Source organism: Amycolatopsis sp. cmx-4-61 (assembly GCF_046548775.1).
Lineage (GTDB): Bacteria > Actinomycetota > Actinomycetes > Mycobacteriales > Pseudonocardiaceae > Amycolatopsis.
The window spans coordinates 132,170-155,513 of record NZ_JAEBEI010000004.1 but is presented as its reverse complement, the minus strand read 5'-3'; the positions used below and the strand labels follow the sequence as shown (position 1 = coordinate 155,513).

General features: G+C 71.0%; 22 protein-coding genes. 9 read left to right on the top strand and 13 right to left on the bottom strand.

The window, feature by feature from the left end; translation table 11 throughout:
• Positions 1 to 32: 32 nt before the first annotated feature.
• Entirely contained in the window at positions 33 to 1,190 is a 1,158-nt protein-coding gene (locus ACLJOU_RS15465) for a glycosyltransferase family 4 protein (RefSeq protein WP_410567837.1), read from the bottom strand.
• A 74-nt stretch (positions 1,191 to 1,264) separates the two neighbouring features.
• Positions 1,265 to 1,915: an L-threonylcarbamoyladenylate synthase gene (locus ACLJOU_RS15460; RefSeq protein WP_410567835.1), complete on the bottom strand. Its 651-nt coding sequence runs from the start codon at positions 1,913 to 1,915 to the stop codon at positions 1,265 to 1,267.
• 378 nt (positions 1,916 to 2,293) lie between these two features.
• Here ACLJOU_RS15460 and ACLJOU_RS15455 point away from each other — a divergent pair, with 378 nt between their 5' ends.
• The gene (locus ACLJOU_RS15455; protein ID WP_410567833.1) at positions 2,294 to 4,267 is read left to right on the top strand and encodes a M6 family metalloprotease domain-containing protein; all 1,974 of its coding nucleotides are present in this window, start codon (positions 2,294 to 2,296) and stop codon (positions 4,265 to 4,267) included.
• 97 nt (positions 4,268 to 4,364) lie between these two features.
• Here ACLJOU_RS15455 and ACLJOU_RS15450 read toward each other — a convergent pair whose 3' ends face one another.
• Entirely contained in the window at positions 4,365 to 4,709 is a 345-nt protein-coding gene (locus tag ACLJOU_RS15450) for a hypothetical protein (protein ID WP_410567831.1), read from the bottom strand.
• Between the two features lie 276 nt (positions 4,710 to 4,985).
• Positions 4,986 to 5,852 carry a peptide chain release factor N(5)-glutamine methyltransferase gene (prmC, locus tag ACLJOU_RS15445; protein WP_410567829.1) on the bottom strand — a complete coding sequence of 289 codons (867 nt, stop codon included), beginning with the start codon at positions 5,850 to 5,852 and terminating at the stop codon, positions 4,986 to 4,988.
• Positions 5,853 to 6,097: 245 nt separating this feature from the next.
• Here prmC and ACLJOU_RS15440 point away from each other — a divergent pair, with 245 nt between their 5' ends.
• The 6 genes from ACLJOU_RS15440 (at position 6,098) to ACLJOU_RS15415 (ending at position 9,976) form a co-directional block, all read left to right on the top strand.
• Positions 6,098 to 7,096, top strand: a complete 999-nt coding sequence (locus tag ACLJOU_RS15440; protein ID WP_410567827.1) for a glycosyltransferase family 2 protein — start codon at positions 6,098 to 6,100, stop codon at positions 7,094 to 7,096.
• Positions 7,093 to 7,524: a GtrA family protein gene (locus tag ACLJOU_RS15435; protein ID WP_410567825.1), complete on the top strand. Its 432-nt coding sequence runs from the start codon at positions 7,093 to 7,095 to the stop codon at positions 7,522 to 7,524. The genes ACLJOU_RS15440 and ACLJOU_RS15435 overlap by 4 nt, the downstream gene beginning before the upstream one ends.
• On the top strand, positions 7,517 to 8,782 hold the full coding sequence (locus ACLJOU_RS15430) for a mannosyltransferase family protein (RefSeq protein WP_410567823.1): 1,266 nt from the start codon (positions 7,517 to 7,519) through the stop codon (positions 8,780 to 8,782). Before ACLJOU_RS15435 ends, ACLJOU_RS15430 begins: the two co-directional genes overlap by 8 nt.
• Positions 8,782 to 9,174 (top strand): VOC family protein, encoded by a 393-nt coding sequence (locus ACLJOU_RS15425; RefSeq protein ID WP_410567821.1) that lies wholly within the window; start codon positions 8,782 to 8,784, stop codon positions 9,172 to 9,174. Before ACLJOU_RS15430 ends, ACLJOU_RS15425 begins: the two co-directional genes overlap by 1 nt.
• A gap of 1 nt (position 9,175) precedes the next feature.
• Complete coding sequence (locus ACLJOU_RS15420) at positions 9,176 to 9,433, top strand: hypothetical protein (RefSeq protein WP_410567819.1); 258 nt, start codon at positions 9,176 to 9,178, stop codon at positions 9,431 to 9,433.
• Between the two features lie 96 nt (positions 9,434 to 9,529).
• Positions 9,530 to 9,976 (top strand): hypothetical protein, encoded by a 447-nt coding sequence (locus ACLJOU_RS15415; RefSeq protein ID WP_410567817.1) that lies wholly within the window; start codon positions 9,530 to 9,532, stop codon positions 9,974 to 9,976.
• 35 nt (positions 9,977 to 10,011) lie between these two features.
• On the opposite strand, the gene prfA is transcribed toward ACLJOU_RS15415, so the two are convergent.
• The 8 genes from prfA to argS form a co-directional block, all read right to left on the bottom strand.
• Positions 10,012 to 11,082 carry a peptide chain release factor 1 gene (prfA, locus tag ACLJOU_RS15410; protein ID WP_410567815.1) on the bottom strand — a complete coding sequence of 357 codons (1,071 nt, stop codon included), beginning with the start codon at positions 11,080 to 11,082 and terminating at the stop codon, positions 10,012 to 10,014.
• Positions 11,083 to 11,161: 79 nt separating this feature from the next.
• Positions 11,162 to 11,392 (bottom strand): 50S ribosomal protein L31, encoded by a 231-nt coding sequence (gene rpmE, locus ACLJOU_RS15405; RefSeq protein WP_410567813.1) that lies wholly within the window; start codon positions 11,390 to 11,392, stop codon positions 11,162 to 11,164.
• A 183-nt stretch (positions 11,393 to 11,575) separates the two neighbouring features.
• A complete protein-coding gene (gene rho, locus ACLJOU_RS15400; RefSeq protein WP_410567811.1) occupies positions 11,576 to 13,603 on the bottom strand; it encodes a transcription termination factor Rho in 2,028 nt (675 codons plus the stop codon).
• Between the two features lie 410 nt (positions 13,604 to 14,013).
• On the bottom strand, positions 14,014 to 14,895 hold the full coding sequence (gene thrB, locus ACLJOU_RS15395; RefSeq protein ID WP_410568340.1) for a homoserine kinase: 882 nt from the start codon (positions 14,893 to 14,895) through the stop codon (positions 14,014 to 14,016).
• 41 nt (positions 14,896 to 14,936) lie between these two features.
• Positions 14,937 to 15,998: a threonine synthase gene (gene thrC / locus ACLJOU_RS15390; RefSeq protein ID WP_410567809.1), complete on the bottom strand. Its 1,062-nt coding sequence runs from the start codon at positions 15,996 to 15,998 to the stop codon at positions 14,937 to 14,939.
• A 76-nt stretch (positions 15,999 to 16,074) separates the two neighbouring features.
• Positions 16,075 to 17,388 carry a homoserine dehydrogenase gene (locus tag ACLJOU_RS15385; protein ID WP_410567807.1) on the bottom strand — a complete coding sequence of 438 codons (1,314 nt, stop codon included), beginning with the start codon at positions 17,386 to 17,388 and terminating at the stop codon, positions 16,075 to 16,077.
• Between the two features lie 5 nt (positions 17,389 to 17,393).
• Entirely contained in the window at positions 17,394 to 18,824 is a 1,431-nt protein-coding gene (gene lysA / locus ACLJOU_RS15380; protein ID WP_410567805.1) for a diaminopimelate decarboxylase, read from the bottom strand.
• Between the two features lie 3 nt (positions 18,825 to 18,827).
• Positions 18,828 to 20,498, bottom strand: a complete 1,671-nt coding sequence (argS, locus tag ACLJOU_RS15375) for an arginine--tRNA ligase (RefSeq protein WP_410567803.1) — start codon at positions 20,496 to 20,498, stop codon at positions 18,828 to 18,830.
• Between the two features lie 196 nt (positions 20,499 to 20,694).
• On the opposite strand from argS, the gene ACLJOU_RS15370 reads away from it, so the two are divergent.
• The gene (locus ACLJOU_RS15370) at positions 20,695 to 21,510 is read left to right on the top strand and encodes a DUF3105 domain-containing protein (protein ID WP_410567801.1); all 816 of its coding nucleotides are present in this window, start codon (positions 20,695 to 20,697) and stop codon (positions 21,508 to 21,510) included.
• A complete protein-coding gene (locus ACLJOU_RS15365; RefSeq protein ID WP_410567799.1) occupies positions 21,507 to 22,229 on the top strand; it encodes a DUF305 domain-containing protein in 723 nt (240 codons plus the stop codon). The genes ACLJOU_RS15370 and ACLJOU_RS15365 overlap by 4 nt, the downstream gene beginning before the upstream one ends.
• On the opposite strand, the gene ACLJOU_RS15360 is transcribed toward ACLJOU_RS15365, so the two are convergent.
• Positions 22,230 to 23,150 carry a cation diffusion facilitator family transporter gene (locus ACLJOU_RS15360; protein ID WP_410567797.1) on the bottom strand — a complete coding sequence of 307 codons (921 nt, stop codon included), beginning with the start codon at positions 23,148 to 23,150 and terminating at the stop codon, positions 22,230 to 22,232.
• Positions 23,151 to 23,344: the final 194 nt, after the last annotated feature.

Sequence of the window (23,344 nt, the reverse complement as noted above, 5' to 3'; positions counted from 1 at the left end):
GGTTGACCCCCGAGTGTAGAGACCCCCGCGGGTCAGGTGCCCGGCTGGTTGCGCGAGCGCAGCCGCGGGACGATCGAAACCACCGCCGCGACGACCAGGCCGATCCCGATGATCCACAGCGCCGCGGCGTCGTCGAACAGCGTCACCGACACCGCGCCGAAGGCCAGGATGCCGGCCCACAGGTAGATCAGCATGACCGCGCGGCGCTGGGAGTGGCCGATCTCCAGCAGCCGGTGGTGGAGGTGCATCTTGTCGGCGGCGAACGGGCTTTCCCCGCGGCGGGTGCGGCGGACGACCGCCATGATCAGGTCCAGCATCGGCACGAACAGCACGGCCGCCACCACCACCAGCGGCGAGAGCAGCGCGATCGCGTCCTTGGCGCTGAACTGCGTGTACGGCACGCGCCCGGAGGCCGACGTCGTCGCGCCCGCGAGCATCAGGCCGATCATCATCGAGCCGGAGTCGCCCATGAAGATCTTCGCGGGCTGGAAGTTGTACGGCAGGAACCCCAGACAGGCGCCCGCGAGGGTGGCCGCGATCAGCGCGGGCGGGTACGTGCCGACGTCGCCGCCGGAGCTGTCGAGCAGGCCGAGCGAGAACGCGCACGTGGCGGCGGCGGCGATGAAGCCGAGGCCGCCGGCGAGCCCGTCGAGGCCGTCGACGAAGTTCATCGCGTTGACCATCACCACGACCATGACGACGGTGAGCAGCGCGCCCTGGTTCTTGTCGAGCACCAGCACCGAGCCGAACGAACCGCCGGTGCCGCCCCACGGCACCCAGAACGACACCCACTGCACACCGAAGATGACGAGGATCCCGGCGCACATGACCTGGCCGGCCAGCTTCGTCCAGGCGTCGAGTTCGAACCGGTCGTCGAGCGCGCCGATGAGGGAGATGACGCCGGCGGCCAGCAGCACGCCGACCGAGTCGAAGGAGGCGTCGAAGCCGTGCGACAGCGCGGGCAGCTGGTGGGCCAGGCCCATCGCGCCGGCGACGCCGAGGTAGATGCCGACCCCGCCCATCCGCGGGATCGGGGCGACGTGCACGTCGCGGGCGCGCGGGTTGGCGATCGCGCCGACGCGGATCGCGACCCGGCGCACGACGCCGGTGAGCAGGTAGGTCACGGCCGTCGCGGTCAGCGCGACGAGGATGTATTCCCGGATGGGGAGCAGACCGGATGTGGGCGGCACGGGGACGTCACGCTCGCGGGGTCGGGGTCACCCGCGACACGCTATCGTGTCGCGGTTTCTGCCGTGATCCGGCTTCAGGCCAAGGATTCCGCGGGCACACCGAGCACCTCCGCGATGGCCTCCTTGCCCACGGCGCCCTCGCGCAGCACGACCGGCTCGGCGCCGGTGAGGTCCACGATGCTCGACGCGACGAGCGCGCCGCTCGAGCCGCCGTCGAGGTAGACCGCGACCGAGTCGCCGAGCTGTTCCTGCGCCTCCTGCGCCGTGCTGGCCGGCGAGCGCCCGGAGACGTTCGCGCTCGAGACGGCCATCGGCCCGACGTCCCGCAGCAGTTCGAGGGCCACGGGGTGCAGCGGCATCCGGAGCATGACGGTGCCGCGGGCTTCGCCGAGGTTCCACTGCAGGCTCGGCGCGTGCGGCAGGACGATGGAGAGGTCCCCGGGCCAGAAGGCTTCGATGAGCGCCCGCGCCTGCGGCGGCACGCCGAGCACCAGGCCGTCCACAGTGGACCAGGAGCCGACGAGCACGCCGACGGGCATGTCCGGCCCGCGGTTCTTGGCGCGCAGCAGCGCCTGCACGGCACCGGCGTCGAAGGCGTCGGCACCGATCCCGTAGACGGTGTCGGTCGGCAGGACGACCAGCCGGCTCGACCGGACCGCCCCGGCCGCGGCGGCGAGCCCATCGGCCCTGGTCTCCCGCTTGCTGCAGTCGTAGACCACGCTCATGGGGGCCAAGGGTAGTCCGGGGGCCGCCGGGGAGGTTCGCCGCGTCACACCGCCCTGGGGTGTGGGGCGGGGAGCGCGCGGACGGGGGTGAGGCGAGGGGCGGGCCGTCTCGCCGTGCGGCGGCCTCGGGGGCGCCCCCCGTCTTCCACGCTACCGGCCACCACCGACAGTTTCCGGCGCTCCCGGCGCGCGCGGCCGGAGTTGTCCACAACGCTCCCCCGCCCGCCCGGGCCTGATCGAGCGTGATCGAGCCGCCAGACTTTCGTCGTGGGGCAAGCGGGTAAACCTCGCCGCGAGGACGAACCGCGACACCGTGGCTCAATACGGTCGATCTTCGGGAACCACCACCCCCGTGGGTTCCCAGTGAAGGAGCCGCAGATGCGCCGCAGAACCCCGAAAGCGCTCGCCCTGCTCGCCGCCGTCGCCGTGCTGTCCGGGCTCGGTGCCGGTACCGCCGCCGCGGAGCCGCTCACCCGTGGCTGGCCCGCCCCGATCGACGCCGCGCACTGGGAGAACCAGGACCACATGACCTGGTCCGACTACCGCAAGGTCCCCGGCACGAACTGGGCCGATCCGAACCTCAAGCCGACCCAGCGCACCTTCAAGGGCGCCATCGTCCTCGCCGACTACCCGGACCAGGACTTCGTCGTCACGAAGCCGGCGCGCTCTACCGTGTTCGGCAACCCCGCGCCGACCGCCGCCGACATCCCGCGGGCGAACGTCGCGCAGTACTACCAGGACTTCCTCAACAAGCCCGAGGCCCTCAACAACGGCCACACGATCAACGAGTACTGGATGGAGGACTCCGGCGGCCGGTTCGGCGTGCAGCTGACCGCCTTCGGGCCGTACCGGATGCCCGGGAAGTCCTACGAGTACGGCATGGAGTTCCAGCCCGGCGCCTGCCCGCCCGGGGCGGACTGCAGCCGCGACCTCCGCAAGGACGCCGGGGACGCCTGGCGCGCCGACGTCGGCGACACCGCGAAGCAGTTCGACTTCGTCTTCTACCTCTCCGCCGGCCAGGACGAGAGCTCGACCTGGCAGGAGTTCGGCGAGATGAAGTTCGGGACGAAGGAGAACGTGCCCGACAGCTTCGGCCCGCCGAACCACGACCTGCCCAACTACGCGGCGACGCGGTACGTGCCGTGGACGTCGTGGGCGTCGGCCGCCAGCATCTGGCCCAACGCCCAGGACGGCAGCTCGGTGCAGGCCGAGAGCTCCGGTCAGTCGACCTACGCCCACGAGTTCAGCCACATCCTGGGCATCGGCGACAACTACAACAACCCGTTCGGGACCCCGCCGTCGCGCTCCTACAGCGGGCCGTGGGACATGCTGTCGCGCGGGACGTTCAACGGGCCCGGCGGCCCGCACACCCGGTGGCAGATCCCGGCGACGCAGGGCAGCTCGATGGGCGCCCAGCACCAGCTCCGCAACAAGCTGAAGCTCGGCATCGTCGACCCCGCCGACGTCCTGCAGCTCGACCGCGACGCGCTCGCTTCGACGGGTCCGGTGTCGGCGCGGCTGACGGCCCGCGAGACCGAGGCGCAGCCCGGCGCGTTCACCGGCCTGAACATCAAGCTCACCGGCGGCGACAAGGCGCCGAAGTGCGACCGGTCGAAGGACCCGTTCTGCGACGGCGGCGGCTACGACAACTACACCGTCGAGGTCGTCGACCGAATGGGCTCGGACTCCTTCGCTCCGGATTCGGGCGTGCTGATCACGAAGACGAAGAACAAGGACAACGCCCCGTTCGACTGGGTGATCGACGCCAACCCGGCCGACATCGGCATCACCGACTACACGAAGCCGGACGGAACGCCGGTGAAGATCACCATCGGTGACTACCGGCAGCTCAACGATGCCCTGTTCAAGGCGGGCACCGAAGCGGCGGCCCCGTACGAATACACCGACACGGCGAACCGCCTGCGGTTCCTGATCACCGACGTGGCCCGCGACCGCCACGGCGTCCTGTCGTACACGGTGACGGTGGCCTCGCTGGACGGCTCGGGCAGCCAGGCCCGCGGGGCGGCGCTGACCCCGGCCCTCCCCGCGATCGCCCACGGCGGCCTCGCGACCTGCGAGTTCGGCTTGCTGAACACGGGCTCGGCCCGCGGCGCGAATGCCCCGTACGACACGGACACGTACCGGCTGAGCGTGTCGACGGACGCCCGCGGCTGGGAGGTCCGCCTCCCGAACGAGCTGGCGACGGCGAAGTTCGGCGGGTTCGCGAAGGTCCCGGCGTACGCGAAGCGCACCCAAGGCGCGGATCTAGCGGCAAGGGTGAAGCTGACGGCGACGTCGGTGAGCGACCCGTCCAAGACGGCGACGGCGAGCTGCACGGCGTTCGGCTTCTGACGGTCGGTCCGGTGGGGCTGTGGACAACTCGTCCACAGCCCCACCGGACCACCGCGAACTGTCGGTGCTCCCCGGTAGCGTGGAAAACGGGGGCTGCTCAGTCCGCGTCAGGCGCGGCTTCGGCCTCCTCGACCATCTCCACGAGCTCGGCGACGTTCCGCCGAGCCCCCTCGTCCCCCGGGAACCACTCCTCGACCGCGCCCGGCAGCGACTCCCGGATCACCATCATGATCTCGGCCGCCTGCGCCTTGGAGTAGCTGGCCAGCGAGAAGAACGCGTAGCCCCCGGCGACGAACTCCCGCAGGTCGCCGGCCAGCGCGGGGTCTTCGACCTCGTCGGCGACGAACTCGAGGACCCGGCGCAGCAGCCCGCGGCTCGGCATCCAGTCGAGGAAGTCCAGGTCGGCCTTCCCCGGCGGATTGACGATGAAATCTCCCGACACGTTTCCCCCTCGGTGTCAGTGGGCCGCTCAGTCCGCGTCCGGCGCGGCTTCGGCCTGCTCGACCATCTCCACCAGCTCGGCGACGTTTCGCCGAGCCATGATGCTTTTCGGGTTAGGTGCTCAGCGAGCTGAACCCGTGATTCCCGGCCACGAAGTCCCGCAGGTCCGCGGCGAGATCCGGGTCATCGACCTCGCCGGCCAGGAACTCGAGCCGGACATTGCTCACCTCGGCATGAACAAAGCCCGTGAACTCGACGAAAAGAGCAGCAGAGACGCTCAGCCCAGCCGGCGGGCGGTGACGAACCGGGCCCGGCCGGTCAGGTCCGCGTGGTCCTCGACGCCGGTCAGCACCCGCCGGGCCCGGACCAGTGCCGGGACCGCCGAACCGTGCGTGTCGTCGTGTTCGATCGCCAGGCCGCCGCCCGGGCGCAGCAGGCGGGCGCCCGCCGCGATCGCGTGGCGGATCACCGCCAGGCCGCTCTCCTCCGCGAACACCGCGCGGGGCGGGTCGTGCTCCGCGACCTCCGGGGGCACCGGCGTGCCCTCCGGGACGTACGGCGGGTTGCACAGCACCAGGTCGACCAGGCCGTCGAGCTCGGCGAACATCGTCGGGTCGCCGATGTCGCCCGAATACAGCCGGATCGGGGTGTTGCCGGCGTCGGCGTGCACGTCGGCGTTGTGGCGGGCCCAGGCCAGTGCCTGCGGGTCGATGTCCACCGCGTAGACCACCGCGTCCGGGCGGGCGTGGGCCACCGCCAGCGCCAGCGCGCCGGAGCCCGTGCACAGGTCCACCACCACCGGGAACTCCCGGCCCTGGAGGAACTTGACCCCCCATTCGAGCAGCAGTTCGGTCTCCGGCCGCGGGACGAACACCCCGGCGCCGACCGCGACCGTGATGTCCCCCAGCGCGGCCCAGCCGGTCAGGTACTGCAGCGGGATGCGCTTCGCGCGCTGCTGGACGAGCTGGCCGATGGCCTCGATGACCGGCGGGTCGACCAGCGGCACCATCGGCAGCCTGCCGCGTTCGACCCCGAGCACGTGCGCGGCGATCACCTCGGCGTCGAACCGCGGCGAGGCGACGCCCGCGCGCTCGAGGATGTGGGTGGCCTCGATGATGGCCAAGCGCAGCGGCTGCCGGTTCACTCGTCGTCCTTCACCTCGTCAAGCCTGGCACACCAGGCGGAACTGCCCCGTGAGGACACGCGCCGGTCCCACGCCGTCCAGCGTATCGAGGCACCCCCGGTCCGCGGGCGACAACTACCCGCCCGGCCGGGTGCCGGGACCGTGAGCGGCCCGATCTTCTAGGATGCAGGTCACCGGATCGGGGATCCGCCTGCTCGACGGCGCCGCCCGACCCGTTCCGCACCGAAACTCCGGGGAGCCCCGCAGTGCCCACAGAGCCGATCACCCGCCGGGTGGCGTTCATCTTCCCGATCTACAACGAGGAAGAGAACATCGACCTGCTGCACCGGACGGTGGACGAGGTGACCACCCCCCTGGCCGGCAAGTACGACTTCAGCTTCCTCTACGTCGACGACGGCAGCCGGGACGGCTCGCTGGCCAGGCTCACCGAGCTCAGCGCCCGCGACGAGCGGGTCACGGTGGTCGAGCTGTCCCGCAACTTCGGCCACCAGATGGCGGTCACCGCCGGGCTCGACCTGGTCGACGCGGACGCGGTGATCATCATGGACAGCGACATGCAGGACCCGCCGCGGGTCGCGCTGGAGCTGATCGAGAAGTGGGAAGAGGGCTTCGACGTCGTCTACGCGCAGCGGCGCTCGCGGCAGGACTCGGCGTTCAAGAAGCTCACCGCCGGCGGGTTCTACTGGTTCCTGCGGAAGATGGCCGCGGTCGACATCCCCAAGAACACCGGCGACTTCCGGCTGATCGACCGCAAGGTGGTCGACGAGCTGCGCAAGTACCGCGAGCGCGACCGCTTCCTGCGCGGGCTGGTCAGCTACATCGGCTTCAAGCAGACGGCCGTGCTGTTCGACCGCGACAAGCGGCACGCCGGCGTCACCGGCTACCCCCTGCGCAAGATGCTGCGCTTCGCCGCCGACGGCATCCTCGGCTTCTCGGTGACGCCGCTGCGGATGATCACGCGCATGGGGTACCTGATCTCGTTCCTGAGCTTCGTCGGGATCCTGTACGTCGGCGGCGTCAAGCTGTTCGCCCCGGAGACCGCGGTGCCCGGGTGGGCGTTCCTCGGGATCGCGATGTTCTTCCTCGGCGGGATCCAGATCATCATGCTCGGCGTGCTCGGCAGCTACATCGGCCGCACGTACTCCCAGGTGCAGAACCGGCCGCTGTACGGCGTCGCCTCGGTGCGCACCGGGGTGCCGGCCGAGGCCCGGGAGGGCGCCGAAGCGGGAAGAGGCACCCGGTGAAGCTGATCTCGGCGACCCAGCTGCGCTTCGGGCTGGTCGGTGTGGCGAACACGCTCGTCGACGCCCTCGGTTACGCGTTGCTGGTGACGCTGGGCGTCCCGCTGTTCGTGGCGAACTTCATCTCGACGTCCACGGGCATGCTGCTCAGCTTCACGCTGAACCGGAACTTCACGTTCCGCGCCAAGGACGGCGACGTCCGCCGCCAGGCGCTGCTGTTCTTCGCCGTCACCGCGTTCGGGCTGTGGGTGGTGCAGGCGGCGATCATCTTCGCGGTCACCAGCGCGTTCCCCGGGGTGCACGTGCTGGTCCCGAAGTTCGCCGGGATCGCGGTCGGCCTGGTCTGGAACTACGTGCTCTACAACAAGGTCGTCTTCCGGCAGCGGCCCGCGAAGGTGCAGGGGCCGGTCCCGGAGGTTACGCATGACTAGCACGGCCGTCCCGTCCCGGGCCGCCGACCGGGTCGAGCCGGAGCGCCCGGAGGAGTCCCGCGCCGGCCGCTGGGCGTGGCTGCACAGCGACTACGCCCGCGTCTTGGCCGTGGTCGTGGCCTGGAACGTGGTGCTGGTCGCGGTGGCGTACCTCTTCGCGCCGTCCAGCCCGGTCGACGAGGGCATCCCGAAGACCGGCATCGGTTCGACGATGAGCCTGCTCGCGCACACCTACCGCTGGGACGCCGGCAACTACGGCCAGATCGCCATGCACGCCTACACCGGCGACTACGCCCCGACGCGGGCGTTCTACCCGGTGTTCCCGATCCTGGTCTGGCTGGTGCAGACGATCAGCTTCGGCACGCTCGGCCTGCTCGTGGCCGGCTTCCTGGTCAACGTGGTGGCCACCTGGCTGGCCGCGGTGGCGCTGCTGAAGATCGCCCGGCACTTCTTCGACGGCGAGCGGGCCCCCTGGCTGGTCGTCGCCGCCTTCCTCACCGCGCCGGCCGCGTTCTTCCTGCACTCGTTCTACAGCGAAGCGGTGTTCTGCGCGCTGGGCTTCTGGGCCTACCTGTTCGCGCTGCGCCGCCAGTGGCTCTGGATGGGACTGACGCTCATCCCCCTGACGGCGTCCCGCATCACGGCGGCGGTGTTCGTCGGCCTGTGCTTCCTGGAGTTCTGGCGGTCGAAGGACTGGAAGCTGCGCGGCCTGCTGTCGTGGAACCTGCTGTGGTTCCCGGCCGCGTTCGCCGGTCTCGCCGCCGTGATGGTCGCGATGAAGATCCAGACCGGCGACTTCTTCGGCAGCTTCAACGCGCTCAAGGGCGTGAAGGCCTGGGCGTACCACAAGTTCAACCCGAACATCTTCGAGACGCTGTGGAACGAAGCCAAGATCACCGGCCACGCCCTGCTCGGGGACACCCGCATGGACGCGTGGACGCTGATGAGCCACGTGCTGCCGATGATCGGCCTGACGCTGCTGTTCGTGTCGTCGGTGTACGTCCTGGTGGCGCTGCGCGCGAAGGGTGTGCCGCTGGCGCTGTTCGGCTTCGCGTCGATCGTGATGCTGACGATGAACAGCAACGTCGTGTCGGTGCACCGCTACCTGCTGCCGTGCCTGGTGATGTACGTGGCCCTGGTCCTGTTCGGCGAGCGCCGCCCGAAGCTGCGCGGCGCGGTGCACGTGGTCCTGTACGCGAACGCGCTGGTCTGCGGAATGATCTACCTGCGCTTCATCACGGGTTTCTGGTCCGGCTGATGCGGATCAGGTACCAGGTCGTCACGTTCGACGCGGCCGACCTCGCGGCCGAAAGCCGCTTCTGGGCGGGCGTCCTCGGCGGCGAGGTCGACGACGACGGTGACTGGCACATGGTGCTGGTGGACGGCGCACCGCGGATCGGCGTGCAACTGGCCCCCGACCACGTGCCGCCGGAGTGGCCCGACGGCCCGACCAAGCAGCAGATCCACCTCGACCTGTGGGTCGAGGACTTCCCCGAAGCGCACGAGCACGTCATGGCGCTCGGCGCGCGGGTGCTGAAACCGGCGGCCGGGAACACGACGGGGGACGACTTCCAGGTGTACGCCGACCCGGCGGGGCACCCGTTCTGCCTGTGTTGGCTGGTCCCGGGCCAGCCGGCACAGGCAAGCTGAGGTGGAAGCAGTCGTCGCCGAAGCGCGGCGGATGATCGAGGGCCGGCGGAGCCTGTTCGACCTCCTCGGCTTCCTGCGGGGAGCCGGCTCCTTCAGCTGCACGCCGTTCAACTTCCTGCGGGTGCTCCGCGAGGCCGCCAGCATCTCCCTGACCGACTCCCGGGAGCTCATGTCGATGTTCGATCCCGGCTGGCGGCCCAACGCCCCGGCAGCCGAGGTCGAACAGAAGTGGGTGGCGGTGCTCAGCGGCCGAAGCTGACCCGCCCTCCGCCCGGGTAAACCGGAGCCGGCTCTCGGGCGTGGTGGCAGCGTGTTCCCGGGGCCCGCCCGGGAGCGCGCCCCCAGGGAGGCAGCAATGCAGTCGTTCATCAAGCGGTTCGCCGTCGTCGCCGGGGTGGTGGCCGCCGCACTCGCCGTGGTGCCCGCCACGCAAGCCGTTGCCGCGCCGGTCGCGACCTGTCCGGGTACCGAAATCCACGACTACGGGTTGCCGAAGCCGCTGAGCAACTCGATCGGGGAACAGGCCGGCGTCCTCCGCCTCTGGTACTCCAGCGCGAACGGCGGCACCAACTGCGCCAAGGTCTACGACAACGTTTCCGGGTCGCACCCCATGTCGGTCAGCATCCGCACCGAACGGATGACCACGCCGGTGACCGACTCGGGCACGTACTCCACCTACGCGGGCGGGGTCGTGGTGACCCACACCGACGGCCTGTGCATCTACGTGTCCGGCACCCTGTCGCTGGGCAGCGGCTCGGTGAACCAGTTCCGCGCCTCCGCAGGGCCCGTGGCCTGCGGCTGACTCCGCCGCGAGCCGCCGCGGGGGGCGGCTCGCGGTCAGCCCGACTGGGACGCCAGACGCTCTTCCCGGTCCGCCGTCGCCAGGGCGTCCAGCACGCCGTCGAGGTCGCCGTCCAGGACCTGGTCGAGGTTGTACGCCTTGTAGTTCACCCGGTGGTCGGAAATGCGGTTCTCCGGGAAGTTGTACGTCCGGATCCGCTCCGAGCGGTCGACCGTGCGGACCTGGGACTTGCGGGCGTCCGACGCCTTCGCCGCCGCCTCCTCCTCCGCGATCGCCTGGAGGCGGGCCTGCAGCACCTGCAGGGCGCGGGCGCGGTTCTGGATCTGGGACTTCTCGTTCTGGCAGGAGACCACGATGCCCGTCGGCAGGTGGGTGATCCGGACCGCCGAGTCCGTCGTGTTGACGCTCTGGCCGCCCGGGCCCGAGGACCGGAACACGTCGATGCGCAGGTCGTTCGGGTCGATCTCGACCTCGACCTCCTCCGGCTCGGGGTAGATGAGCACCCCGGACGCCGACGTGTGGATGCGGCCCTGCGACTCGGTCGCCGGCACGCGCTGGACGCGGTGGACGCCGCCCTCGAACTTCAGGCGGGACCACACCCCGTCGACGTCGGCCGCCTTCGTCTTGATCGACAGCGTGACGTCCTTGAAGCCGCCCAGGTCGGAGTCCACCGAGTCGAGGACCTCCGCCTTCCAGCCGTGGCGCTCGGCGTAGCGCAGGTACATGCGCAGGAGGTCGCCGGCGAACAGGGCCGACTCCTCGCCACCCTCACCGGACTTGATCTCCATCACGACGTCGGAGCCGTCGTACGGGTCGCGCGGGAGCAGCAGCTCGGTGAGCTTCGACTCCAGCTCGGGGACCTTCGCCGCCAGCTCCTCGGCCTCGGCGGCGAACTCCGCGTCCTCCCCGGCCATCTCCCGCGCGGCCGAGAGGTCATCGCGGGCGGTGTCGAGTTCGCGGAAGGCCTTCACCACCGGCGTCAGCTCGGCGTAGCGGCGGCCGAGCTTGCGGGCGCGTGCCTGGTCGGCGTGCACCGCGGGGTCCGCCAGCTGCTGCTCCAGCTCCGCGTGTTCGGCGAGCAGCCCCTTGAGCGAGCTCGAATCCACCTCAGCCACCTCTCAGCCCGGAAACCAACGACAAGAAACGGCGCCCACCCGGAAGTCCGGGTGGGCGCCGTGAAAAAAGCTACTTGGCGTCGGCTTCCTTCTTCTGCCGCTTGCCGTAGCGAGCCTCGAAGCGCGCGACCCGGCCACCGGTGTCCATGATCTTCTGCTTGCCCGTGTAGAACGGGTGGCAGTTCGAGCAGATCTCGACGTGGATGCTGCCGCTGGTCTTCGTGCTGTGCGTGGTGAAGCTGTTCCCGCAGTCGCAGTTCACTTCGGTGACCACGTACTCGGGGTGAATGCCGCTCTTCATGGTGTCCTCTCTCGTTGGCTCCGGGTCCCCAGTCGTTCCCACGGGGTGAACCGGCGCCGGACTTCAGCGGGTAATTCTGCCAGACGCGCTGACGAGTACTGGAACGCACCCCGCTGACCAGCTATTCCCGACGTGGAAGGGGCCTCCCCGGACACCCGGGGAGGCCCCTGCCACAGCCAGGACTCAGTCGTCTTCGCCGCCGCCGAGGGCGGTCTTCGAGACCTGCATGAGGAACTCGACGTTGGTCTTGGTCTTGCGCAGCCGCGAGATCAGCAGGTCGATGGCCTGCTGCGAGTCGAGCGCGTGCAGCACCCGGCTCAGCTTCACGGTGACCGCGAGCTCGTCCGGCGAGAGCAGCAGCTCGTCCTTGCGGGTGCCGGACGGGTTGACGTCGACCGCCGGGAACACGCGGCGCTCGGCGATCTTCCGGTCGAGCTTGAGCTCCGCGTTGCCGGTGCCCTTGAACTCCTCGAAGATGACCGTGTCCATCGTCGAGCCGGTCTCGACCATCGCCGTGGCGAAGATGGTCAGCGAGCCGCCGTTCTCGATGTTGCGGGCCGCACCCAGGAACCGCTTCGGCGGGTACAGCGCCGTCGAGTCGACACCACCGGACAGGATCCGGCCGGACGCCGGGGCCGCCAGGTTGTACGCGCGGCCGAGGCGGGTGATCGAGTCGAGCAGCACGACGACGTCGTGGCCCATCTCGACCAGGCGCTTGGCCCGCTCGATCGACAGCTCCGCGACCGAGGTGTGGTCGGACGGCGGCCGGTCGAAGGTCGAGGCGATGACCTCGCCCTTCACCGAGCGCTGCATGTCGGTGACCTCTTCCGGACGCTCGTCGACCAGGACGACCATCAGGTGGCACTCGGGGTTGTTCGTGGAGATCGCGTTGGCGATGTCCTGCATGATCGTGGTCTTACCGGCCTTCGGCGGCGACACGATCAGGGCGCGCTGCCCCTTGCCGACCGGCATGATCAGGTCGATCACGCGGGTGGTGAGCTTGTGCGACTCGGTCTCGAGGCGCAGCCGCTCGTTCGGGTACAGCGGGGTCAGCTTGGTGAAGTCGGGGCGCCGCTTGGCCTCGTCCGGCTCCAGGCCGTTGATCGAGTCGACGCGCACCAGCGGGTTGAACTTCTGCCGCTGCTGCTCGCCGTCGCGCGGCTGGCGCACGACACCGGTGATGGCGTCACCGCGGCGCAGGCCGTACTTGCGGACCAGCGACAGCGAGACGTAGACGTCGTTTGGGCCGGCGAGGTAGCCGGAGGTGCGGACGAACGCGTAGTTGTCCAGCACGTCCAGGATGCCCGCGACGGGCAGCAGGACGTCGTCCTCGCGGATCTCGGTGTCCGGCGAACCGCCTTCGGCCCGGCCTCCGCCGCTGCCCCGGCGACGGCGGTCGCGGAAGCGACGGCCACGACGGCCGCCTTCCTCGTCGTCGTCCGGCTGGGCGCGGTTGTCGCGGTTGTCCTGGCCGCGGTTGCCGTCCTGCTGGTTGTTGCGCTGGCGGTTGCCGTCGCGGCCGCTGTCCTGGCGGTTGCCGTCCCGGTTGTCACCACGGTTGTCCCCGCGGTTGTCACCACGGTTGCCGCCGCCCTGGCGCTGCTGGTCGCGGTTGCGGTCGCCCTGCTGGCGGTCGCCGCCCTGACCCTGCTGACGGTCGCCCTGCTGGCGGTCGCCCTGCTGACGGTCACCCTGCTGACGGTCACCGCCCTGCTGGCCGTCGGGCGCCCCGGCGGCGCGGTTGGACCCGCGGCGACGCCGGCTGCGGCCGCCCTCCTCGGGCTGGCCGTCCTGGCCCTGGGGGCCGTCCTGCCGGTCCTGCTGCGGGCGCTCGGCCTGCGGCTGGGTGTCCGACGGCGCGGCGGCGGGCGCCTCGGCCTTCGGCTCCGGCCTGGTCTCGGCAGGCGCGGGGGCTTCGGTCTTCGCTTCGGCCTTGGCGGCCTTCGGCGGCTCGCCGACGCCCTCGAGCGGCAGCGTCTCGGCCGCCGCGCGCGGCTTGCGGGACTTGCCCTGGCGCTCGCGGATCGCGGCGATCAGGTCGCCCTTGCGCATGCCCGTCGTCTCGCCGACGCCGAGCTCCCCAGCCAGCGAACGCAGTTCGGCGACGGTCTTACCGGTCAGCCCGCCGACCGCCCGCTTGGGAGCGGGGGCCGTGCCGTTCGATCCGGCCGTGTCGCTACCCACGTCGCTCAAAAGATCGGTGTTGCTCACACATGTCCTTCCTGACCGATCCACGCCTCCAGGCGGATCAGCGGACTGCCGCTCGCTTCTGATCGCGAACCGGCGTATCTGCCCCCCGATACGGGAGATGAGCTCTTCGGCCGTGCGGAACACAGCTGGAGCGCCTCCACCACAGGGGTTTGCATCCTCCATTCGGAGGACACGGAATTCGGCACCGCCGAGACCGGAAACCCGCCTGCGTCCCTCCGCGTTACCCCGCGTGCCAGGCGGTGCGGATTCGGCGGATCGACGAAGGATGCGGATCCGGGGATTCCCCGGGACCGGCATCGGGTGCGGAAACGCACGGTGATCGAACGCCCCCGAGGGTAGACCGCGGCGGTGCCGGGTGCAACAACCACCCCCCGCGTGGCGGGCGTGGCGGCAGGCACGTGACCCAGCCTTTACTGAGCCGCAACCTGCACACCCGTGAGATCCACGGGCAGCTCGAGGACGTCGAAGCCTCCAACGTCGACCCCTGGCGGCAGTATTCCCGTGGTGGTCAGCGCGAGCACCGTGGGACCGGCGCCGGAGACCGCGGCCGCCACTCCCTGTGCACGCAGCGTCGCCACCAGCTCGCCGCTGGCCGGGTACGCCGGGGCCCGGTAGTGCTGGTGGAGCCGGTCCTCGGTGGCCGGGAGCAGCAGCTCCGGCTTCGCGGTCAGGGCGTGGACGGCGAGCGCGGCGCGGCCGGCGCTGTGCGCGGCGTCGACGTGCGGCACGGTCGCCGGCAGCAGGCCGCGGGTGGTCGCGGTGGCCGAGCGCACCGAGGGCACGGCCACGACCGGCTGGATCGACGGGTGCGGCGTCAGCCGTTCGGCGTGGAACTCGCCCCCTGCACACCAGGCCAGGACGAACCCGCCGAGCAGGCTGGCGGCCGCGTTGTCGGCGTGGCCCTCGAAACCGGCGGCCAGCTGCAGGGCGCCGTGCTGGTCGAGCTCGCGGCCGGCCAGCGCGTACCCGGCGGCGACGCCCGACACCACCGCGGCCGCGGACGAGCCCAGGCCGCGCGCGTGCGGGATCGCGTTGAAGCAGCGCAGGTGCAGGCCGGGCGGCTCGACACCCAGGTGCGCGCAGGTCTTCCGGATGGCCCGCACCACCAGGTGGGTTTCGTCGGTGGGGACGTCCTCGACCCCGCCCGCGCCGGCGTCGATGACCTCGACCTTGAGCCCGGTGCCGGTGACCCGCACCTCGACGGTGTCGTACAGGCTCAGCGCCATGCCGAAGGCGTCGAACCCGGGACCGAGGTTCGCCGTCGACGCCGGGACGGTGATCCGGAAACCCACCGCCGACGTACTTTTTCCCGCGGAGGCGGCGTCGGGCACAGTCACCGAAGGTCCAGCGCCGCCGCGACGGCCGAGGGGTCGACGGCGAGGGGTTCGACCTCGACGTTGCCCGCCAGGGCCGTCTGCGGGTCCTTCAGGCCGTGCCCGGTGACCGTGCAGACGACCCGCGACCCGCGCGGCAGCCGGCCGTCCGCCGCCGTGGCCAGCAGGCCCGCCACGCTGGTGGCCGACGCCGGCTCGACGAAGACGCCTTCACGGCCGGCCAGCAGCCGGTAGGCCTCGAGGATCTTCTCGTCGGTGACGGCCTCGAAGAGCCCGTCCGACTCGTCCTTCGCCTTCACCGCGGCGGTCCACGACGCCGGGCTGCCGATCCGGATCGCCGTCGCGATCGTGTCCGGGTCGCGCACCGGTTCGCCGTGCACGAGCGGTGCCGCGCCGGCCGCCTGGAAGCCGAACATCCGCGGCGTGTTCTTCACCACACCGTCGGCCGCGTACTCCGAATACCCCGCCCAGTAGGCGGTGATGTTGCCGGCGTTGCCGACCGGCAGGCAGTGGATGTCCGGGGCCGTGCCGAGCACGTCGCAGATTTCGAACGCGGCGGTCTTCTGGCCGGCGATGCGGACCGGGTTGACCGAGTTGACCAGCGTCACCGGGTAGTCGGCCGCGGTCTTGCGGGCCAGCTCGAGGCAGTCGTCGAAGTTGCCGTCGACCTGCAGGATGCGAGCGCCGTGCAGCACCGCCTGGGCGAGCTTGCCCATGGCGATCTTGCCCTGGGGCACCAGGACCGCGCAGGTGAGGCCGGCGCGGGCGGCGTAGGCGGCGGCCGAGGCGGACGTGTTGCCGGTCGACGCGCAGATCACCGCCTTCAGGCCGCTGGCCAGCGCGTGCGTGATGGCCACGGTCATCCCGCGGTCCTTGAACGAGCCGGTCGGGTTCGCGCCCTCGACCTTGAGGTACACCTCACAGCCGGTCAGCTCGGACAGGTGGTGGGCGGGCAGCAGCGGCGTGTTGCCTTCCCCGAGCGTGACGACCCGTGCGCCGTCCGGCACCGGGACGCGGTCCCGGTACGCCTCGATGAGCCCGGGCCAGGGGTGCCTGATCATGCGATCGCCTCGCTTCGCGAGACAGTGGTCGATTCCTGTTGGCGCATGATGCCCATGGTTCGCTCGCAAGCGTCGCTCACTGGTCTTCGCCTTCCACCCGCATCACACTGACAACTTCGTGGACGACGTCGAGCCGGCCGATCTGGTCCACAGTGGACTGCAGCGCCGCGTCGGGCGCCTGGTGCGTCACCACGACCAGGCTCGCGCGGTCGCCGACGTCGCTCTGGCGCACCGCGGCGATGCTGACACCGTGGTCGGCGAACGCCTGCGCCACCTGGGCGAGCACCCCGGCGCGGTCGGCCACGGACAGGCTCACGTGGTACCGGGTCGGCGTCTGGCCCATCGGCCGGACCGGCAGGGCCGCGTGCGCGGATTCGCGCGGGCCGCGGCCGCCGACTACCCGGTTGCGGGCCACCGCGACCAGGTCGCCGAGCACCGCGCTCGCCGTCGGCGCGCCGCCCGCGCCCTGGCCGTAGAACATCAGCTCGCCGGCGGCGTCGGCCTCGACGTAGACGGCGTTGAACGCGCCGCCGACGCCGGCCAGCTGGTGGCGGCGCGGGATCATCACCGGGTGCACGCGGGCGGACACGGACTCGACGCCGTCGTCGTCGGTGACCCGCTCGCAGATGGCCAGCAGCTTCACCGTGCGGCCGAGCATCCGGGCCGCCGCCAGGTCGGCGGCGGTGACGTCGGCGATGCCCTCGCGGTGCACGTCGGACGCCGTCACGCGGGTGTGGAAGGCCAGCGACGCGAGGATCGCGGCCTTCGACGCGGCGTCGTAGCCGTCGACGTCGGCGGTCGGGTCGGCCTCGGCGTACCCGAGCCGGCTGGCCTCGTCGAGCGTCTCGGCGTAGCCGGCGCCGGTGGAGTCCATCGCGGACAGGATGTAGTTCGTGGTGCCGTTGACGATGCCCATCACGCGGGTGATCCGGTCACCGGCCAGCGACTCGCGCAGCGGGCGCAGCAGCGGGATCGCCCCGGCCACCGCGGCCTCGAAGTACAGGTCGGCGCCCGCGGCGTCGGCCGCCTCGAACAGGTCCGCGGAGTGCTCGGCCAGCAGCGCCTTGTTCGCCGTGACGACCGACTTCCCGGCCTTCAGCGCGGCGAGCAGCCAGCCGCGCACCGGCTCGATCCCGCCGACCAGCTCGACGACGACGTCGACGTCGTCGCTGGTCACGAGCTTTTCGGCGTCGGCGGTCAGCAGCTCCGGCGGCAGCTCCGGGTGCTTGTCCGGGCGGCGGACGGCGATGCCGGCCAGCTCGACCGGCGCGCCCGCCCGCGCGGCCAGCTCGTCGGCCTGCTCGGTGAGCAGCCGGGCGACCTGGCCGCCGACGGTCCCGCAGCCGAGCAGGGCGACGCGGATGGCCGGGCGTTCCTCAGGGGCAGCCACTGTGTTCAGACCTCCAGGCGCAGCATGTCGTCGGTCGTCTCCCGCCGCAGCAGCAGCCGTGAGCTGCCGTTGCGCACGGCGACCACGGCCGGGCGGGGCATCCGGTTGTACGTGCTCGCCATCGAGTAGCAGTACGCGCCGGTCGCCGCGACCGCCAGCAGGTCGCCGGGAGCCAGCGTGTCGGGCAGCCAGCAGTCTCGTACGACGATGTCGCCGGACTCACAGTGTTTTCCCACGACCCGGGACAGCACGGCCTGCACCGGCTGCTCGTTGTCGCCCGCGGAGCGGGAAACGACCCGGACGTCGTACACGGCGTCGTAGAGCGCGGTGCGGATGTTGTCGCTCATCCCGCCGTCGACGCTGACGTACCGGCGCGCCGACTCGTCGCCGAGCGAGACGTCCTTGATGGTGCCGACCTCGTACAAGGTGATCGTGCCGGGTCCGGCGATCGCGCGGCCCGGCTCGCCGGCGATCCGCGGCACCGGCAGGCCCGCGTACGCGCACTCCTTGCGGACGATCTCGCGGATCTGCGTGATCATCTGCGCGGGCGGCGGCGGGTTGTCCTTCTCGGTGTAGGCGATGCCGAAGCCACCGCCGAGGTCGACGAGGCTCAGCTGGTCGAGCAGCTCGGGGCCGTGCTCCTTGGCCAGGTCGGCGAGCAGCCCGACGACCCGGCGGGCGGCGACCTCGAAGCCGTCGGCATCGAAGATCTGCGAGCCGATGTGGCTGTGCAGGCCGACGAGCTTGAGCGAGCGCGCGTTGAGCACCCGGCGCACGGCCTCGGCGGCGTCGCCCGACGCCAGCGAGAAGCCGAACTTCTGGTCTTCGTGCGCGGTCGCGATGAACTCGTGGGTGTGCGCCTCGACGCCGACGGTGACCCGGATCAGCACCGGCTGCACGACGTCGTGGCGGGCGGCGATGTCGGCGAGGCGGGCGATCTCGAAGTAGGAGTCGAGCACGACCGTGCCGACACCGGCGACGACCGCGGCTTCCAGCTCCGCGGGCGACTTGTTGTTGCCGTGGAAGGTGATCCGCTCGGCCGGGAAGTTCGCGCGCTGGGCCACGGCCAGCTCGCCGCCGCTGCAGACGTCCAGGCTCAGCCCCTGCTCGGCCACCCAGCGGGCGACCTCGATGGAGAGGAACGCCTTGGACGCGTAGTGCACGAGCGACGGGTCGTCGAACGCCTCGGCGTAGTCGGCGCAGCGCGACTTGAAGTCGGCTTCGTCGACGACGAACAGCGGCGTGCCGTGCTGCTCGGCCAGTTCGCGGACGTCGACACCGGCGATCCGGACGACGCCGTCGGCGGCGCGGAAGGTGTTGCGCGGCCACACCTTCGCGGGCAGCTTGTCGAGCTCTTCGACCCCGGACGGCTGGAGCCCGGAGGTGTCGGCGTGGGGGTAGACGTCGGCGTGCCTGGGGCCCGCGGGGTGCGCCATTTCTTACATCCGTTCCGGAGCGGAGACACCGAGGAGGGCGAGGCCGTTCGCCAGCACCTGGCGGGCGGCCTCGCACAGCGCGAGCCGGGCGTGCGTCAGAGGGGTCGCCTCTTCGTCGCCCATGGGCAGCACGCGGCCCACGGTGTAGAACTTGTGGTAGGCGCCCGCGAGTTCTTCGAGGTAGCGCGCGATCCGGTGCGGCTCCCGCATTTCGGCGGCGCGGCGCACGGTTTCCGGGAACTCGCCGATGGTGCGGATCAGGTCGCCCTCGGCGGGCAGCGTCAACAGTCCGAATTGGATACTGCCGGCGTCCGAGGTGGACACGGCCTTGATGCCGAGGTCGGCCGCGTTGCGCTGCAGGGACGCCAGCCGCGCGTGGGCGTACTGGACGTAGTAGACGGGGTTGTCGTTGGAGTGCTTGCGCAACAGGTCGAGATCGACGTCCAAAGTGGAGTCGACGGAGTAGCGGATCAGCTCGTAGCGGGCCGGGTCGACGCCGACGGCCTCGACGAGGTCCTCCATGGTGATCACGGTGCCGGCGCGCTTGGACATCCGGACCGGCTTGCCGTCGCTGACCAGGTTGACCATCTGCCCGATGAGCACCTCGACCGTGGCCGGGTCGTCGCCGAACGCGGCCGCCGCGGCCTTGAGCCGGGCGATGTAGCCGTGGTGGTCCGCGCCGAGCATGTAGATGCACAGGTCGAAGCCGCGGTTGCGCTTGTCCTTGAAGTAGGCCAGGTCACCGGCGATGTAGGCCGGGTTGCCGTCCTGCTTGATGACGACCCGGTCCTTGTCGTCGCCGTACTCGGACGACTTCAGCCACCAGGCGCCCTCGTTGAAGTACAGGTTCCCGGAGTCCTTCAGCTGCTGGACGGCGGCGTCGACCGCGCCGGACTCGTGCAGCGAGTTCTCGTGGAAGTAGACGTCGAAGTCGGTGCCGAACTCGTGCAGGCTCTGCTTGATCTCGCCGAACATGAGGTTGATGCCGATCCGGCGGAACGTCTCGTGCCGCTCGGCCTCGGGCAGCGTCAGGGCGCTGGGCTCCTGCTTGAGGACGTTGGCGGCGATGTCGTTGATGTAGCCACCCGCGTAGCCGTCCTCCGGCGCGGGCTCACCCTTGGCGGCGGCGATCAGCGAGCGGACGAACCGGTCGATCTGGGCGCCGGCGTCGTTGAAGTAGTACTCGCGGGTGACGTCGCCGCCCTGCGCGGCCAGCACGCGGCCCAGCGCGTCGCCGACCGCGGCCCAGCGGGTGCCGCCGAGGTGGATCGGGCCGGTCGGGTTCGCCGAGACGAACTCGAGGTTGATCCGGGTACCGGCCAGCGCGTCCCCGCGGCCGTACGCGGCGCCGGCGGCGAGCACCTGGCGCACGATGTCGCCCTGCGCGGCCGCGGCGAGCCGGAAGTTGAGGAAACCGGGCCCCGCGACCTCGGCCGAGGCGACGCCCTCGTCCGCCGAGACCGCCGCGGCGAGCGCGTCGGCGAAGTCACGCGGCTTGAGGCCGGCCTTCTTGGCCACCTGGAGGGCGAGGTTCGTCGCGTAGTCGCCGTGGTCGGGGTTGCGCGGGCGTTCGATGGTCACCTGCTCCGGCAGCACGGCGTCGTCGATGCCGCGTGCGGCGAGCACCTGCACGGCGGAGCTGCGGACCAGGTCGGCGAGAGCGGCGGGAGTCACTTGCCGAATTCTAGGTGTGCCCTGGTCCGGCGCTTGCATCGGTCTCGGCCACGTCACGGTGGGTTGGTCGGTGAGGTGTTAACGGTGATCAGACGGGTGGCCCCTAGACTGGCCCGGGCGGGAATCCGTCCGCAGCCACCAGAGGGAGAACGCGGAAGCCATGGCGAACGGGACAACTCGGAAAAAGGGGTCGGCGGTGAAGGCGGCCCGCGGTTCCGTGGTGAGCAAGAAGGGCACGCCCTGGGGCACGATCATCGCCGTCGTCGCCGTCGTGGCGCTGGCCGCCTCGGTGATCATCTACTACATGGTGCAGTCCGCGCCGAAGCGTGAGCAGAAGGACCGCGAGGCCGCCGCCGCGTCGTTCGCACCGAGCGCGCAGGACCCCGACCCCTCGAAGCGCATCCCCGGCGTGGTGACCGCGACCTACACGGGCAGCGTCCACGTGCTCCCGACCGAGCGCGTCGCCTACGACAAGACCCCGCCGTTCGGCGGCCCGCACGACCAGACGTGGGCCACCTGCACCGGCACCGTGTACCCGACCGCCGTCCGCACCGAGAACATGGTGCACGCGCTCGAGCACGGCGCCGTCTGGATCGCCTACAACCCGCAGCAGGTCACCGGCGACGCGCTCAACCTGCTGAGCGTCCGCGCCAAGGGCAAGCCGTACACGATGATGTCGCCCTACCCGGGCCTGGACAAGCCGATCTCGCTGCAGTCGTGGGGCCACCAGCTGAAGCTGGACGACGCCAACGACCCGCGGATCGACGAGTTCATCGCGGCGCTGCGGAGCAACCCGAACGGCGTCTACCCCGAGGTCGGCGCGTCCTGCGACGCGGTCCCGGGCCAGTTCGACCCGGACAACCCGCCGCCGTTCAACCCGGCGAAGCCGGGCCCGGACGCGAAGCCGATGGACTACAAGGGCAGCACGTCCGCGCAGGGTGAGAACGGCATGCCGGCGTCGTCGGCTCCGGCGCCCTCCGCCCCCGCCTCCCCCACACCGACGAAGAAGTGACCACCGAAGCCGACCTCGGCACCGATGAGGCCACCGAGCAGCCGGCCTGGTCCCGCTGGGTGATCATCGGCGGGACGCTGCTGGCGGTCCTGCTGATCGGCGCGACGGCGGGGATGTTCCTCACCCGGGCCATCGACGACGAGCCGGCCGCCACTCCGGCGGCCGGTTCGGTCGAGGTCGGCTTCGCCCAGGACATGTCGACGCACCACCTCCAGGCGGTGACGATGGCGGGCATCGCCCGCGACCGCACGACCGACCCGGAGATCAAGCAGCTGTCGTTCGACATCGAGCGCACGCAGCTGGAGCAGGTCGGCCGCATGAAGGGCTGGCTCATGCTCTGGGACCGGCCCGAGCAGCCGGTCGGCGCCCCGATGCAGTGGATGACCGAACCGATGACCGGCCACGGTGACATGCCCGGCATGTCGATGGCCCCGGCTTCGGTCAACCCGGCCGGCGGCCCGCTGATGCCGGGCATGGCCACGGACGCGGACCTGAAGAAGCTGCGCTCGCTGTCGGGCCGCGATTTCGACGTCTTCTTCCTGCAGCTGATGTTGCGCCACCACCAGGGCGGCACGTCGATGGCCCAGTACGCGGCGGCGCATTCGACGTTGCCCGCGTTGAAGGCGCTGGTGAACAGCATTCTCGCGTCGCAGGGCGCGGAAATGGACCAGATGAAGCTGATGCTGTCGGGCCGGGGTGCCCAGCCGCTGCCGGCCTGACTACCAGCTGAGTTCCTGGCAGCGTCGCGCACACTGCGGCGCCTCCACCTGCAGGGTCGCGTGGTCGATCGCGTACCGCGAAGACAGCAGGTTCTGCGCGTCGGTCAGCACGTCCGACTGCTTCGCCGGCGGCGCCAGCGTCAGGTGCGCCGACGCGACCTCCATGCCCGACGTCAGCGTCCAGACGTGCAGGTCGTGCACGTCCGCCACGCCCGGCAGGGCCGACAGCTCCGCGTTGATCGCGCCGACGTCGACGCCCTGGGGCGCGTGCTGGAACAGGATGCGCAGCGCCCGGCGGGCCAGCGTCCAGGTGCGGGGCAGCACGAACAGCCCGATCGCCACACCGATGATCGGGTCGGCGTAGCGCCAGCCGGTCAGCAGCGTGACCGCGCCGCTGACCAGGACGCCGACCGAGCCGATCAGGTCGGCCAGTACCTCGAGGTACGCGCCGCGGACGTTGAGGCTCTCCTTGGCTCCCGCGCGCAGCACCGCGAACGACACGAGATTGGCCACCAGGCCCGCCGCGGCGGCCAGCACGACCGGGAGCCCGGGAACGGAGGGCGGGGCGCTGACGCGGCCGATCGCTTCGATGAGGACGTACCCCGCGACGCCGAACAGCAGCAGCGCGTTCGCGAGCGCCGCCAGCACCTCCGCGCGGTAGAGCCCGAAGGTTCGGCTGACCGTCGGCCCGCTGCGGCGCGCCAGGATGATCGCGGTCAGCGCCATGCCGACCCCGAGGACGTCGGTGAACATGTGCGCCGCGTCCGAGAGCAGGGCCAGCGAGCCGGTCGTCACGGCCACGACGAACTCGAGCACCATGAACCCGGCCCCGATGCCCAGCGCGATCGCCAGGCCGCGCACGTGGCGCCCCGACGCGCTCGCCGGCGCGATCGCGTGGCCGTGGCCGTGTCCGTGCCCCATGCCGCCTCCGTTCCCGGTTCACCGTCGGGCCAAACATATAGTCAAATGCGCATATGTGCAACAGAGGGCAGCCTAAGTTCACCCATCCGCAAGCTACCGCGCGCGGCGGGGCCGCCCAATCCACCAGGCGGGGTTTCCCAGCGGGCGGACTCGTCACGCTTCGCCGCCGGGCATCCACCCGAGCAGGTCACGCA

Coding starts and splice junctions, on each gene's coding strand:
- ACLJOU_RS15460 (WP_410567835.1), bottom strand. CDS start 1,915: ATGAGCGTGGTCTACGACTGCAGCAAGCGGGAGACCAGGGCCGATGGG.
- ACLJOU_RS15455 (WP_410567833.1), top strand. CDS start 2,294: ATGCGCCGCAGAACCCCGAAAGCGCTCGCCCTGCTCGCCGCCGTCGCC.
- ACLJOU_RS15430 (WP_410567823.1), top strand. CDS start 7,517: ATGACTAGCACGGCCGTCCCGTCCCGGGCCGCCGACCGGGTCGAGCCG.
- ACLJOU_RS15425 (WP_410567821.1), top strand. CDS start 8,782: ATGCGGATCAGGTACCAGGTCGTCACGTTCGACGCGGCCGACCTCGCG.
- ACLJOU_RS15415 (WP_410567817.1), top strand. CDS start 9,530: ATGCAGTCGTTCATCAAGCGGTTCGCCGTCGTCGCCGGGGTGGTGGCC.
- rpmE (WP_410567813.1), bottom strand. CDS start 11,392: ATGAAGAGCGGCATTCACCCCGAGTACGTGGTCACCGAAGTGAACTGC.
- thrC (WP_410567809.1), bottom strand. CDS start 15,998: ATGATCAGGCACCCCTGGCCCGGGCTCATCGAGGCGTACCGGGACCGC.
- lysA (WP_410567805.1), bottom strand. CDS start 18,824: ATGGCGCACCCCGCGGGCCCCAGGCACGCCGACGTCTACCCCCACGCC.
- ACLJOU_RS15360 (WP_410567797.1), bottom strand. CDS start 23,150: ATGGGGCACGGACACGGCCACGGCCACGCGATCGCGCCGGCGAGCGCG.